General features: G+C 58.0%; 8 protein-coding genes. 6 read left to right on the top strand and 2 right to left on the bottom strand.

Annotation, left to right across the window (positions count from 1 at the left end; genetic code table 11):
• Window positions 1-27 precede the first annotated feature (27 nt).
• Window positions 28-2,031, top strand: a complete 2,004-nt coding sequence (locus ASF69_RS05215) for an aldo/keto reductase (protein WP_062586037.1) — start codon at window positions 28-30, stop codon at window positions 2,029-2,031.
• A 92-nt stretch (window positions 2,032-2,123) separates the two neighbouring features.
• On the opposite strand, the gene ASF69_RS05210 is transcribed toward ASF69_RS05215, so the two are convergent.
• Window positions 2,124-3,296 carry an AGE family epimerase/isomerase gene (locus ASF69_RS05210; protein ID WP_200939038.1) on the bottom strand — a complete coding sequence of 391 codons (1,173 nt, stop codon included), beginning with the start codon at window positions 3,294-3,296 and terminating at the stop codon, window positions 2,124-2,126.
• Between the two features lie 371 nt (window positions 3,297-3,667).
• Between ASF69_RS05210 and bcsN the strand changes: the two genes are divergently transcribed.
• From bcsN to ASF69_RS05185, 5 genes are all read left to right on the top strand, one after another.
• Window positions 3,668-4,552 (top strand): cellulose biosynthesis protein BcsN, encoded by an 885-nt coding sequence (gene bcsN / locus ASF69_RS05205; protein WP_062586034.1) that lies wholly within the window; start codon window positions 3,668-3,670, stop codon window positions 4,550-4,552.
• Between the two features lie 111 nt (window positions 4,553-4,663).
• On the top strand, window positions 4,664-6,859 hold the full coding sequence (gene bcsA, locus ASF69_RS05200) for a UDP-forming cellulose synthase catalytic subunit (RefSeq protein WP_062586033.1): 2,196 nt from the start codon (window positions 4,664-4,666) through the stop codon (window positions 6,857-6,859).
• Window positions 6,856-9,285, top strand: coding sequence for a cellulose biosynthesis cyclic di-GMP-binding regulatory protein BcsB (locus tag ASF69_RS05195; protein WP_062586031.1), 2,430 nt, complete (start codon window positions 6,856-6,858; stop codon window positions 9,283-9,285). The genes bcsA and ASF69_RS05195 overlap by 4 nt, the downstream gene beginning before the upstream one ends.
• 35 nt (window positions 9,286-9,320) lie before the next feature.
• Window positions 9,321-10,331 (top strand): glycosyl hydrolase family 8, encoded by a 1,011-nt coding sequence (locus tag ASF69_RS05190; RefSeq protein ID WP_244475409.1) that lies wholly within the window; start codon window positions 9,321-9,323, stop codon window positions 10,329-10,331.
• Entirely contained in the window at window positions 10,331-12,607 is a 2,277-nt protein-coding gene (locus ASF69_RS05185) for a tetratricopeptide repeat protein (protein ID WP_062586267.1), read from the top strand. Before ASF69_RS05190 ends, ASF69_RS05185 begins: the two co-directional genes overlap by 1 nt.
• A 27-nt stretch (window positions 12,608-12,634) precedes the next feature.
• On the opposite strand, the gene ASF69_RS05180 is transcribed toward ASF69_RS05185, so the two are convergent.
• Window positions 12,635-14,281 (bottom strand): GNAT family N-acetyltransferase, encoded by a 1,647-nt coding sequence (locus tag ASF69_RS05180; RefSeq protein ID WP_062586027.1) that lies wholly within the window; start codon window positions 14,279-14,281, stop codon window positions 12,635-12,637.
• Window positions 14,282-14,340: the final 59 nt, after the last annotated feature.

Raw genomic sequence — 14,340 nt, 5'->3', positions numbered from 1 at the left:
ATCCATAGACAAGGAAATGAGGATTTCATGACTGACGTTAAACATATCCAGTGGGGCATCATCGGTCCGGGAACCATCGCACGCACTTTCGCAGATGGCGTTGCCCACTCCAAAACGGGTAAGCTTGTGGCCATTGCTACCCGAAACCCTGAAAAGCCAGGTCTTGCCGAGGCCTTTCCGGGCGCGCGGATCGTCAACGGCTATGACGCTCTGTTAAGCGATGCCGAGATCGATGCCATCTATATCGCAACGCCCCATACGGGCCACGCCGAATGGGCCATCAAGGCTGTTCGCGCGGGCAAGCATGTGCTGGTTGAAAAGCCGATAGCGCTGTCCTCCTATGATGCGGATGCTATCTTTCACGAGGCGAAAAAGGCCGGGGTCTTTGCCGGTGAAGCCTATATGTATCGCCTTCATCCGCAGACGGCAAAGATCATCGAACTGGTAAAAAGCGGGGTTATTGGCGAGGTCAGAATCATCCGCACGAGCTTTGGCTTCAACATGGGAGGCTTCAAGCCGGAGCACAGGCTGTTTGCCGATGATGCCGCGGGCGGCGGCATTCTCGATGTTGGCGGATATCCCGTCTCCATGGCGCGCCTGATTGCGGGTGCCATGGCGGATAAGCCCATTCTGGAGCCGGAAAAAGTCGCTGGTGTTGCGCAGCTGGGGCAGTCCGGCGTGGATGAATGGGCATCTGCCGTGCTGAAGTTTCCAAATGGAATCGTGGCCGAAGTGTCGTGCTCCATCATGGCGCAGCAGGACAATGTTCTGCGCATCATCGGTTCCCAGGGCCGCATCGAAGTCGAAAACTTCTGGTTTGCCTCCGGTCATAAAGGCGGTGTTGGCAAGATCGATATCATCAAGGGCGATGACCGCCAGACGGTTGAGGTGCGGGAAGACGGATGGCTCTATGCCTTCGAAGTCGATGCCGCAGGTGAGGCCATTCTCGCGGGCAGGTCGGAGTTTTCCTATCCCGGCATGAGCTGGGCCGACAGCCTGGGCAACCTGCGCGTTATGGACCAGTGGCGTGCCTCGGTCGGGCTGGAATACGGCGTTGAAACCTCTGCCAAACGGGTTTCAAACATCGTCGGCTCAACTGTCGTCGCTGGCAACGGCGTGCCGATGCGCACCATTCCGGGGCTGTCCAAGCAGGCTTCGGTTGTGGCGTTGGGCTTTGAGTTCTTTCCCAATTTTGCATCGGCTTCACTGACGCTGGATGCCTTTTACGAAGCTGGCGGAAATCTGTTCGATACCGCCTATGTCTATGGCGGTGGCAAGACCGAAAGCATTTTCGGAGACTGGCATACCAGTCGCAATGTTCCCCGTGAGGACATCGTCCTGATCGGCAAGGGCGCGCACTCGCCACTTTGCTATCCGGACATGATCTCCAAACAGCTGGATCAGTCGTTGCAGCGACTGAAAACGGACTATGTCGATGTCTACTTCATGCACCGGGACAACACGGATGTACCTGTCGGCGAGTTCGTGGATGCCATGGATGCCGAGGTGAAACGCGGACGCATTAGGGGCATATTTGGCGGTTCCAACTGGACCCGCGAGCGTATGGACGAGGCTGCAGCCTACGCCAAGGCAAACGGCAAGGCAGCCCCCGCAGCACTGTCCAACAATTTCTCGCTGGCTGAAATGCTCGACCCGATCTGGGCAGGATGTGTCGCTGCATCCGATGATGGCTGGAAAGCATGGCAGCAGGAGCGGCAGATCCCGAACTTTGCCTGGTCCAGCCAGGGCCGTGGCTTCTTTACTGACAGGGCAGGTCGCGACAGGCGCGACGATGAAGAGCTTGTCCGTGTGTGGTACTCCGACCGCAACTTCGAGCGGCGGGACAGGGCGATCCAGCTCGCAAAGGAGCTTGGACGCAGCCCGATCCACATAGCGCTCGCCTATGTCATCGCGCAGCCATTCCCGGTCATTCCGCTTATCGGCCCGCGCACGATCGGCGAATTGGAAGACAGCCTTTCGGCACTCCATATAAGATTGACGGCTGAACAGGTACGCTGGCTGGAAGGGTAACATCTACGCTGCCACCCTTTCAAACGACTCCCCGGCGTTCGCTGGGGAGTCCATTGGCAGTCGTCAGTCCATCAGGAAAACTTGCCAATCTCTTACGTCAAACTCTCCCTCAACACATCTTCCGCCTCGTAGATCGCGCAGACGATGTGGTAAAAAGTGCTGGCAGGGGCGGGCTCATCTATCATGGGCGCATCTGCGGGCCATTTGTCGAACCAGAGGCCCGGCACGGGTGTGTCCAGGAATGGCTGAAGCGCACCGATCGCCCGGACGGCCGAGCCGAGATAGGCGTACCGCGCTTCTCCGTGCGTCACAGAAGCCAGTCTCACTGCCGCCTTCAACCACTCTGTTTGCGGCCAAAGACGCGCCAGAGCATCATGGACGCTAAAGTCGTCGTAGAGGCTCATGATTGCGACCCTGCGCTGCGGGCAAATGCCGTATTTTTCGCCAATCTCAAAAAGTCGCTTCGCCTTGGTTATCGCGTCTTCGTTCTTGCGCAGATCTCCCCAGCGGGTCAGCAGCCAGGCCCATTCGAACTGGTGGCCCGGCTCCATGATGCGGCCCTTGTCTCCCGGCATCGGGTTCCAGTCATGGTCAAAGAACTCGCGCAGTCCGCCGGACAGGGCATCGATGAACTTGCTCATCGCAAGATGGGCGATATCGTCGGTCAGCCCATGCCAGGGCCCTTTCGGATCCACCTTTTCCCAGGCCAGCATCGCCTCGAAGAAATGCATGTGAGGGTTCGAGCAGAGAGGTTCGCGAGGCGGGTTGGCTTCCTCGAAACCGATGACGGGGTGTGCGTAATCCCGCTGCAGGATGGCAAGTATCGAATGGGCCTTCGCGAGCATTTCGTCGCGCCGTTCTGGGAAAACTAGCGCCGTTTGCGCGGTGGCAAACAGCGCAAAAGCCTGATTATAAAAATCAAAGCTAAGATCGATTAGATTGCCTGAAGCATCGGCGAGGTTGCCGTACAGGCCGTTTTCCAGTCGGTAGACGCTGTCAAACCATGTCAGACCGTGGTTGACGGCCTTTTTCCAATCGCCGTTCCAACCTTTTTGCCCTGCTGCTGCATAGCAATATGCCTGTCTTGGCTGCACGCGGGAGCGCCTGTTGTCGCCCGTCATAGGCTTGGCGTCCTGGCCGATGCGCTCGAAGAAGCCGCCGTCCGGCTTGGCAGCGCCGACATCCCACCACATCGGCAAGGCATCTTCATCGAGCCACCGGCGCAGCGTCTTGACTTCATCAGAAAGTTTGCCCGTTACGCTCATTGGTTGATCCGCCATGTTCATCCTTTGTCGTTCAGCTTTCTAAAGACGGTTCATTAACACCGTCGCAATGCCAATTGTCTTTCTCTCGTAAAGTTCCATCCAGGTGGCAGATTGATCTATTCCCGTCGAGATTGCCGAGAAGTCGATAATATGTGAGCGAAATATGATATTGCTAAATCGGCATCGTCACGTATTTCATAGCCATGGTCTGGTCATATTTGATTCGTTGCGCACACGACCTTACCGAACATGGTAAAGTGGTGAGTGCCGCGGTGGTTAAGAACGCCGCTTTTGTGCTATTTCCGTGTATCGGCGTTGTGCTCGTGGGTTGCAATAATCCAGGTGGCATAAGGCCTTCAGGCGCGCCGAAGATGCTGGCACCCGAGGAGGCGTTGATCTTTCCGCCACCCGGTGGACCGGAAATCATCAGCGTCATCAGCCGCACCTACTCCAATGCCGTCCAGCAAGATGTCATCCTGCGCTCGGATGCCCGCACGCCCGGACAAAATTATTTCAAGATCGAAATGTTCGGCCCGCAACGTGCAGAAGATACCGGCAAGGATGGCCTGTCCAGCGGCAGCCTGCGGGCATCTTCCATCTCGCGCGAAATAAGATCGGCCTTTCCGGGCCTGCCTGTTTCCACCTCTGCCGAGTATCTGCAGAATGCCTATGGCGCATTCTCCTACGCCTCGGGAAGAGGTGCGGGGGACGACAGCTGTATTTATGCCTGGCAGTATATCCGCTCGCCGGAAGACATGCGGCAGGGCTTCAAGAACCTTGGCCGGATCAATGTTTCGCTCAGGTTGTGCCAGTCAGGTGTCACTGTCCGGGATTTGCTGGCGGTCATGTATAATTATACAATCACCGGCAGCTACGATGCGGAGAACTGGAACCCCTACGGCACGGCACAAAAGCCGCCCGAGGGAATGGGCAGATCCGGCAATCCGATCTATCCGGTGAGCGCAACGGAATTTCCGATGCAACCAGGCACCCAGACCCCGTCAGGGCAAGCCGCTGCCCCGGTTCGTCGTCCCGCTGTCCGTGCGAATGTGGTGCAGGCTCCGCCGCAGCAGCCTGCAACGGTGGTAAGTCCCGCACCGGCACGCGTCATCATTCCGGCACCATCTGCTGCGGCGCCCACGCTGCCGCGCCCGGCAGACGTGCCCGCGTCCGGAGCAAAAGCGCAAACGACACGAGTGGTCATTCCATCACCGGATTGCATGTCTTCGGCAGAAGGTTCGCAAAGATGCAACTAGCGTTCTGTGCGTTACGTCTTTGGATCAGTCTGGCGGCTCGTGGCCGAAACGTTGCGATGAATCATTTCGGGGCGATGCGCCTCCATCTCATTTGAAAGCGAGGGTTTGCAGATGAGCAAGGTCATCACCGTCATTGTCTGGATGCTTGTCTCAGTCTGCGTTCTGGTCATCGTAACCCTGCCGGTCAGCCTGCAGACCCATCTGATCGCCACGGCAATCTCGCTTGCGCTGCTTGCCACCATCAAATCGCTAAACGGAAAAGGCGCGTGGCGGCTGATCGGTCTGGGCTTTGGAACCGCCATCGTTCTGCGCTATGTTTACTGGCGAACGACGAGCACCCTGCCGCCCATCAACCAGCCCGAAAACTTCATTCCCGGGTTTCTTCTCTACCTTGCCGAGATGTACAGCGTGCTCATGCTGGCGCTCAGTCTCGTCATCGTCTCCATGCCGCTTCCCTCGAGAAAGACCAGGCCGGGTTCGCCGGGATACACCCCGACGGTCGATATTTTCGTTCCGACCTACAATGAGGATGCGATCCTCTTGGCCAACACACTGGCCGCAGCAAAGAACATCGATTATCCCGCAGACAAATTCACCGTCTGGCTGCTGGATGACGGCGGCACCGTTCAGAAGCGGAACGCTGTGAGCGTACCAGAAGCGCAGGCTGCAACAAAGCGCCACGAAGAATTGAAGAAGCTATGCGCAGACCTCGGCGTCAACTACCTAACCCGAGAGCGCAATGTTCATGCCAAGGCGGGCAATCTCAATAACGGACTTGAGCACTCCACCGGTGAACTCGTTACCGTCTTTGATGCGGACCACGCCCCGGCGCGTGACTTCCTGCTCGAAACCGTCGGCTATTTCGATGAGGATGAGCGGCTGTTTCTGGTCCAGACCCCGCATTTCTTCCTCAATCCAGACCCGATCGAGCGCAATCTGCGAACATTCGAAACGATGCCTAGCGAGAACGAGATGTTCTACGGCATCATCCAGCGTGGTCTGGACAAGTGGAATGGTGCGTTCTTCTGCGGCTCTGCTGCGGTCCTGCGTCGCAGCGCGTTGAAGGAAACCGATGGCTTCAGCGGCGTCAGCATTACAGAGGATTGCGAAACGGCGCTGGCGCTGCATTCGCGCGGCTGGCACAGCCTCTATGTCGACAAGCCGTTGATTGCCGGTCTTCAGCCGGCCACCTTCGCCAGCTTTATCGGTCAGCGCAGCCGCTGGGCGCAAGGGATGATGCAGATCCTGATCTTCCGCCAGCCGCTTTTCCGTCGCGGGCTCTCCTTTACACAGCGGCTTTGCTACATGTCATCGACGCTGTTCTGGCTGTTTCCGTTCCCGCGCACGATCTTTCTTTTCGCGCCTCTGTTCTACCTCTTCTTCGATCTCCAGATTTTCGTGGCATCGGGCGGAGAATTCCTTGCCTACACTGCTGCCTACATGCTGGTTAACCTGATGATGCAGAACTTTCTCTATGGCAGTTTCAGGTGGCCATGGATTTCCGAGCTCTATGAATATGTCCAGACGGTCCATCTCCTGCCCGCCGTCGTCTCTGTCATATTCAATCCATCCAAACCAACCTTCAAGGTTACGGCAAAGGATGAGTCGATCAGCGAGGCGCGCCTGTCGGAAATCAGTCGGCCCTTTTTCGTCATTTTCGGCACGCTCATCATCGCGATGATTTTCGCGATCTATCGAATATATGCAGAGCCCTACAAGGCAGACGTTACGCTTGTGGTTGGTGGGTGGAACCTGCTCAACATCATCTTTGCAGGCTGTGCCCTTGGCGTGGTGTCAGAACGCGGAGAGAAGTCTGCCTCGCGGCGCGTGACGGTCAAGCGGCGGTGCGAATTGAAGATAGGCGATAGCGACGCGTGGTTGCCTGCCACGGTCGAGAATGTTTCCGTGCATGGCATGCTCATCAACATTTTCGAACCCGGCCTTGGCCCCGTGGCAAAGGACACCACAGCGACCATCCGCGTGAAGCCGCACAGTGAGGGCGTGCCTGAAACGATGTCCATCAACATTGTGCGCTCGGTCAAGAAAGATGGCTTCACGTCAGTCGGCAGTACCTTCTCACCCAAACAGGCCGTGGACCATCGCCTGATTGCCGACCTGATCTTCGCCAACTCCGAACAGTGGAGCGAAATTCAGCGCGTGCGCAGAAAGAACCCCGGTTTGATCAAGGGTACGGTGACCTTCATGGCCATCGCCATCTACCAGACACAGCGGGGTCTGTTTTACTTCTTCCGGTCGCTTAAACCTCAGCGCCAAACGAAACCGGTTGTCGGAACGGCACGCCCATGAGGAAACCGCTGCTTCTCACGGCTTTTCTGGCCTCCATTTCAACGCTGGTATTTGCGCAGTCCGCGCCGTTCGACATGTCGCCGGAAAAGCCGAGCACTTCGCCCGCGCGCCCGCCAGTCGTCGCCCCACCTGCGCCTGCCCAACCTGTACAGCCACCCATCGGGCGGGTTCCTCCTGCGGCACCAGTTCCTGCGGCCCCAATTCCTGCGGCGCCTGCGGTTACCGCCCCGGCACCACCTCCACAATCGAGTGCAGTTACGCCGCGAGCTGCGCCCAGTGATGATGATCGTCGTCGCTACATCCTGCCATACCGTGATCTGAGCCTTGCGGGAGAGACGGATCAACGGCAGTGGACGCTGTATCTGACATCGGAACAGGCAAGATCAGCCGTTTCGCTCAACATCGGCTATCAGAATGCCATCGTTGTCGCGCCTGAAAGCTCAAACCTGCAGGTGTCGATCAACAACGTTCCGCTTGAGCCCAAAAGCGTTTCTTCGCCGGATGCCGAGGGGCGAGCATCCATGGCCATTCCGCCGGGAGCCTTGCAAGCGGGTGCTAATCTGATTTCCTTCGGGGTTGAGCAGCGGCACCGGACGGACTGCACGGTTCAGTCTACCTATGATCTGTGGACCGAGGTCAATCCCGCCAGCACCTATATCGAATTCAACGCCGATGTCGGAAGCCGGTTCAGCACCATAGACGACATTCAGGCCACAGGTGCGGACCAGTCTGGTCTAACCGCCATCAACATTGTTGCACCCGGCCTGACAAACCCCATTTCTGCGCAACCATTGCTGAAGCTCGCGCAAGCCCTGGCATTGCGGACACAAATGCCAAATCAGAAGATAAGCTTCGACACGCGCCTGCCAACGGAGCGGCAGCCGGGAACGCTGACGGTCATTGCTGGCACCTCGCGTGAGATTGCGGCCGCCACACAGGCGGTTCCGCCCGAAGCACTTGCCGGTCCCTATGCGGGTTTCGAGAACAATATCGTCAATGGTGTATCCGCACTCATTGTCAGCGGACCTACGCCGCAAGCCATGGAAGTGGCTATCGACCAGTTGACATCATCCGTGGAGCGTCCGGCTGGGGCCTCTCGGGCAACCTTGTCAACGAAGACGTGGCACACGCCCGATGCGCCGCTCGTCATGTCGGACCGACGTCTGTCGCTTTCGGCACTTGGGGTCAAAAGCACGGAGTTCTCCGGCAGACGCTTTCGTACGGATTTCACGGTCGGTGCGCCTGCGGATTTTTATGCGGCGGCCTACGGCGAAGCCACGTTGCTGCTGGATGCCGCCTATGCCAATGACGTTTTGCCCGGCAGCCATATCGACGTCTATGTCAACGGCAATATTGCCTCGACCGTGCCTGTATCGAACAGGGGCGGCGGCATTTTCCGCCATCTGCCGATCAACGTTACGCTTCGCCACTTTGTGCCGGGCGTAAACACGATTGCGATTGAGGCCGTGCTGATGACGGAGGCGGATGCCGCCTGCCTCCCCGGTGCGCCTGCCAGTCAGACACCCCGCTTCGCGCTGTTCGATACCACTGAACTCCACATTCCAAATTATGCGTTGATTGGCCGAGCGCCCGATCTAGCCGCGACCAATGGTGTCGGCCAGCCTTACCGCGTAGGGGGGCAGCCGGTTGCGGTCTGGCTTGAGCGTGTCGATGCCGATACGATGTCTGCAGCAGCAACACTTCTGGGGCGTCTGGCAATTGCGGGCGGGCATCCCGTTACGGTTGAGCTTGTCGCAACGCCTGCGGCAGTTGGTGAGCGCAACGCGCTTTTCTTCGGAACCCTTGCGCAGATGCCGCAGGCGCTGGTCACCCAGCTCAATCTTGCACCTGCAAGCCAGGTTGCCTGGAAAGAGAGCGACGGGGCGGTGCAGCCAGCCCAGACGGATCAGCTTTTCGACCAGTGGCGCGAGCGCGTGGACAACGGCGTGTGGCAGGGGCAGGTGTCGTCCTTCGAGGAGTGGATGAAGCGGAACTTCGACATCACCTCCGATACGCTGCGGTTTTTGCCCGGTGCCGAGCAGGTCTATACACCTCCTGCCAATGTATCATTCATGCTGGCCCAAGGAATGAGCCCCGGCGGCGAAGGCGTATGGACGATTGCAACCGCACCCACCTCGGCAGATTTGCGCACGGGCATGGCGGCCATGGCCGAACAAGGGCGGTGGAATGCGCTTGCGGGACGCGTTGCGACCTATGATGCCAGCGCCGACAAGGTTGAAACGGTAGCGGCGCAACAGCCAAGCTTCATCGTCACGCGGTCCTTCAGCTTCTCGAACTGGCGTCTGATTGCAGCCAACTGGCTTTCGACGAATACGCTGTCTTATTCCCTTGTTTTCGTCGGCTTTTTGACGTTGCTTGGCTTTGTCACCTTCCTGATGTTGCGCGGCATGGGGCGACGGAAATGAAAAAAACCTTCAGCCTCGCGCTCAAATCTCTGGTGATGTTGGCAATGATGTTCTCCGCATTCAGCGCCAGGGCAGCGTCGATCAACCAGGCTGACTGGTCTGCCTACAAGGCTGCATTTCTGGACCCGACGGGTCGTATCGTTGACACCGCCAATAACAATATCAGCCACAGCGAAGGCCAGGGATATGGCATGTGGCTTGCCGTCCTTGCAGACAATCCTGCCGATTTTGAACTGATCTGGTCGTTCACCAAGACGGAGTTGCTCGTTCGTGACGACGGGCTTGCCGCATGGAAATGGGATCCGCAGACCGACCCACATATTTCCGACGTCAATAATGCCACCGATGGCGATATCCTCATCGCTTATGCCTTGGCGCTGGCATCGAAGCAGTGGGGCAGAGCGGATTACCAGCAGACGGCGCAAACCATGGCCCAAACCATCGTGTCGACCGCGGTGGTGAAGCGGGGAGGGCGAACCCTCTTGCTGCCCGGAACCGTCGGATTTGGCGAAGCTGATCGCCCGGACGGACCCGTCGTAAACCCTTCCTATTTTGTTTTCGAAGCCTTTCCGGTCTTGAACGAGATCGCTCCGTCACCTCTTTGGGAAGCGTTGTCGAAGGATGGATTGGCCCAGATTGCCGCCTATTCCTTCGGCCCCAGAAAGCTTCCCGCCGATTGGGTGTCGGTCAAGACAAAACCGCGGCCAGCGGACGGATTTCCGCAGGAGTTCGGATATAATTCTATCCGTATCCCGCTTTATCTGGTTCGTGCGGGCTTGGGTGATGAGAAGCTTCTGGACAGGTTGGCTACCGGTATCGTGATTGACGGGGGCAATATGGCAACCTTCGATTTGCGCACAGGCGCCACGAAGGATGTGCTTTCAGATCCCGGATATCGGATAATTCCAGCACTTTTGGCGTGTTTGGTTAAGAAAACACCTTTGCCCGACGATGTTCGCCGCTTTTCGTCAACACTTTATTATCCATCTACGTTGCATCTGTTGGGTTTGTCATTCGCGACTCAGACGCATCAGGAGTGCTTGTGATCGGAAAGCCGCTTTACATATCAGCCGCTCTCTTGGCACTTTTCGGTGTCACGGCCTATCAGTTCCGCGATGAGCTTTTGGGCAGGGTTTCACGCATCCACACGACCGGGTCCATAGCGCCTGGTGAAGGTGGCTCTCTTCTCTCGGTCAACGATGGCGCGTCGTTGCCTGCAGCGAACCGTATGCCGCCGCCGGTGCGTGTTGCGCAGACGCAGGCCCCGGTCCCCGCGCCGCCCGTTACAATTCCCGCTGTGAATGCGGATCAGGACGCCATATTGGCGCAGGCACGACGCCAGACGCCACCGCAGACTCCTGCCGCGGCCACGCCTACGACGCCTGCCACCGTCGATGAAAGCGCGTTGCGCTACTTCGCCGCGCAGGGAGATAAAGCACGGCTTGAAGCGGAAATCGCTCGTCTGAAGGCCCTTTACCCGCAGTGGACGCCACCAGCAGATCCGATTGCTGTTCCTGAGCAGGGTGATCCGCAGCTGGAAACCATGTGGCAACTTTATGCCAATGGCCGCTATTCCGAAGTCCGCAAGGCCATCGCAGACCGCCAGGCCGCCGATGCCAGTTGGCAACCGCCAGCAAACCTCACCGATATGCTGACGCTTGCAGAAGCCAGGCAAAAGCTCGTCAATTCTTCCGACCTCAAGCAATATAATGCAGTCGTTGAAACGGCAGCCGGTAATCCTGGATTGCTGACCTGCGGCGAGGTCGATGTTCTCTGGCGTGTCGCGGAAGCCTTTGCACGTACGGACAAGCCGGAGCGTGCCCGCGACGCCTATAATTACATATTGAGCAATTGCGACGGCGCAAGCGAACGCCTTGCAACGGTCCAGAAAGCATCTGCTTTGCTGCCGCTCGATATGATGGACGACCTGCTCTCCAAGGAAAAGCCGGGTGCCGACGGACAGCTGGAATTCGAGCCGGTGAAGGACGACCTTGCACGCCAGTTCGTGGCGGGCGCTGGCGAAAACAAGGATGTGACGGTGCCACCCGCATATCTTCTGCGTCTTGAGAGGGCGGCCGAGACGAACAAGCTTGCAAGCGACGCTCTCTTGCTCGGTTGGTACAATCTGCGCCGCGAAAAGAATCAGGATGCCGAGAAATGGTTTCGGCAAGCCCGCAGCGCTGAGGACTCCGCCTCTGCATCTCAAGGCCTGGCGCTCGCCCTGATCGCTCGCGGTGAACCCCGCGAGGCCGAAGAAGTCATGTATGAGTGGCGTCAGTCGTCCGACGATGCCCGCAAGACCTATCTTGCCGCAACAGCCAATCTCCTTGCGCTCGAGCCACCTTTGGCCCTTGAACCGGAGGTCCTTAAACGAATTGCCGAGGAAACAGTCTCGCAGAAAGACCCAGCCACGGCGCAGGAATTTGGCTGGTATTCGCGAGCTTTCCTGCAGCCGCAAATGGCCGTCCAGTGGTTTTCCACGGCGCTGAACTGGAAGACGGATGATGAAGCTTCGGCCTATGGTCTGGCATTGTCCTATCAGGAACTCAACAATGTTGCGGAAGTGCGCAGGCTTCAGCAGCAGTGGGGTGCGCAGTCGGAAAGAATCCGAATGGTCGGGATGGCTCAGCCCGACCCCGCCCAGCGTGTTGCCACCAGCCAGCCAGCCCCGGTGCAGGTCGTACAGCAAACCATGACGACAGCGCCGACAAATGTCGTTTACCAGCAAAGTTCCAGCCAGACCGTTGGCCGCCAAGGTCGCGTCGGGGCGCAGAACCAAACCTCTCGCAAGACGAGCAGATGTGGCGCGACCTTCAATCCGGATGGGCTTCCTCCGCAACAGGCCTTGCAACAGGGCTGGTGCCTCATGGATGCCAACCGGCCCGCAGAGGCGCTCAAGGCGTTCGGCGCTGCTCTTGCTGGCGGGCAATCCACTGTGCGAAGCGATGCGGCCTATGGACAGAGCCTTGCCTATCTGCGGATGGGGCTGACCGACAACGCAGCCGTCTCCGCTACAAAATCCGGCATGGACAAGACAAAGGCGACAGAACTTCAGATCGCGATCCTGACGGACCGCGCTTTGGCCGCATATAATAACGGCCAGTATGAAAAAGCTTTGATCCTTTTGGACCAGCGCGCGCGCTTTGCAACAGAGCGTAACGACCTGATGGTCATTCGCGGCTATGCCTATCTGAACCTGAAACGTTATGCCGAAGCTGTTCAAGTGTTCGAAGGGCCAGCCTCAACCGGTCACAGGGACGCGGTGCGTGGACTTGCCGCTGCGCGGGATGCTCGCCCAAGCAAGGGGCCGCAAGGCGGTTGAAGAACGGCCTGATGCCCTTTCAAGCCGTCAGTGCAAAACCCTCGGCGGATGCCAGTGTCGAGGCTGGTCGCTGTCGGTCCCCGCAAGAACGACGGATCCCGCGAGGATTGAGGGTGGGGCGACGAAAGCCCGGAGACGTGAAAGCGCTGACTTTGCTTTCTCGGCATAGTGCATATTGGCAGCGTCGTCAGAATGAAAGTTCTGCAGCTTCTCGAAAATCGCTGCAGCTTCGTTTCTCCGCCCCGCTGCAACAAGCGCAATGCCACATTTGTAAAGCGCCTCGTGGTGAAACGGTGCGCGGCTCGTGACATCCTGAAACGCCCTGATAGCGCCTGGAAAATCCTTTTGCGCAAGGCGCGTTTCCCCCAGGCGCAGCAAGGCGGGGACGGGGTCTTCGACTGCCCTGCTGATGGCGAGATAGGACACTTCCGCTTCGTGAAACTCTCCCTTTTCGAAGAGAAGATTGGCAAGACCAAATTCCGCGCCCCGGTGGTCAGGCACCGTTTCCAAAACCTGCCGGAAGGCAACTTCCGACTTGGCCTTTTCACCGGCCTTGTAGAACTTCAACGCCTGTTCATAGACAAAGCGGATGCTGAACGGATGGAGCCTGCCGTTGAGGTTCTCGCCGGAGCGGGATCTGAACTGGGTGCAGCTGATAGGTCTTTCCCACGGCCCGAACATGTATTTGTAGGGCTCATTTCCCCGCAGGAAGTCATACTCGCGAAAGCCCATTTCGATTGCGCGCCGGATGCAGAAGCCATGCAGGACAAGCCCGGGCGATGGTGTCGTCCATGTCTCGTCCCGGCCCGTGATATAGAAAAGCACCACGCCTTTGCTTTTGTCGATGATGTTTGCAAGTGCGCCAAGCGGTCTGTCTTCGTACCAGAGGACGGGTACTTCCAGCGTCCCATCCCTGAAACAATCCATCAGCATGTCACGGGTTGAAACGATGATCTTCTCGGCACGGTCCTTTCCCTTGTAGGGAGCCCATTTTGCGCGCCAGAACTTAAAGAGGATATCCATGTCACGCCCGATCGTTTCATGCGTGGCAAAGGAAATGCGGTAGCCCGGGTCACTTTCCACCTTTCGCAGAAACCGCCGCAACTTCTGCCGCGTCTGGCTGCTCATGCTGGTTTCCAGATACTCATCGAAACTTGCAGGCAGCGTCACCACCGGGCAGACGCAATTGTTGATATCGTTCAGGCTCTTCGGCGTGCTGTCGCGAAACATGACCTGCGGTCCCTGGAGCGCCCTTATCATCGCGTCGCGCCGGGAAAGGGGGCCGCACATATATTCAAGCTTCAAATGCGTCCAGCTTTGCTGCTTGAGAAAGGCGCAAAACCCGGCCACCGCGTGATGCTCATATGCCGGCAGCGTGATGAACCCGGTATAGTCGGCAGCGAAATTGCCAGCCATGATGATTTCATCGAAGAAGCGGCCAGTCTTCTTGTCCTGCTGGGTAATCACTCGAAGCGGAAAGAACGCGACATAGGCAGAGCCCTCAGCTTTCTCTCTCAGCGCAAGAATGAACCATCGACCTCGCCGCCAGAGATAGGCCTTCAACCAGGTGAAGGACAGGAAGTGCTGGGCATGCGGGTCCGCCATGAACACCTGGTCCCAGTTGTCCCGCAGCGCGTCAAAGCCCGCGCGGGTGTTGATGACGTCGATATGCATGGCCCCCTCCCAATACGATTGACTGCCCTTTGGGAGGCTTCATTCTAGGCGGAAATATC

Origin of the sequence: Rhizobium sp. Leaf311, assembly GCF_001423445.1 — a bacterium.
GTDB lineage: Bacteria > Pseudomonadota > Alphaproteobacteria > Rhizobiales > Rhizobiaceae > Agrobacterium.
Note: the sequence above shows the minus strand (reverse complement) of the source record. Positions and strands in the feature narration are given on the sequence as shown.

What these genes read in the sequence shown, in the direction of transcription:
- ASF69_RS05215 (WP_062586037.1), top strand. Translation starts at nt 28, where the DNA reads ATGACTGACGTTAAACATATCCAGTGGGGCATCATCGGTCCGGGAACC.
- ASF69_RS05210 (WP_200939038.1), bottom strand. Translation starts at nt 3,296, where the DNA reads ATGAGCGTAACGGGCAAACTTTCTGATGAAGTCAAGACGCTGCGCCGG.
- bcsN (WP_062586034.1), top strand. Translation starts at nt 3,668, where the DNA reads ATGCTGGCACCCGAGGAGGCGTTGATCTTTCCGCCACCCGGTGGACCG.
- bcsA (WP_062586033.1), top strand. Translation starts at nt 4,664, where the DNA reads ATGAGCAAGGTCATCACCGTCATTGTCTGGATGCTTGTCTCAGTCTGC.
- ASF69_RS05195 (WP_062586031.1), top strand. Translation starts at nt 6,856, where the DNA reads ATGAGGAAACCGCTGCTTCTCACGGCTTTTCTGGCCTCCATTTCAACG.
- ASF69_RS05190 (WP_244475409.1), top strand. Translation starts at nt 9,321, where the DNA reads ATGTTGGCAATGATGTTCTCCGCATTCAGCGCCAGGGCAGCGTCGATC.
- ASF69_RS05180 (WP_062586027.1), bottom strand. Translation starts at nt 14,281, where the DNA reads ATGCATATCGACGTCATCAACACCCGCGCGGGCTTTGACGCGCTGCGG.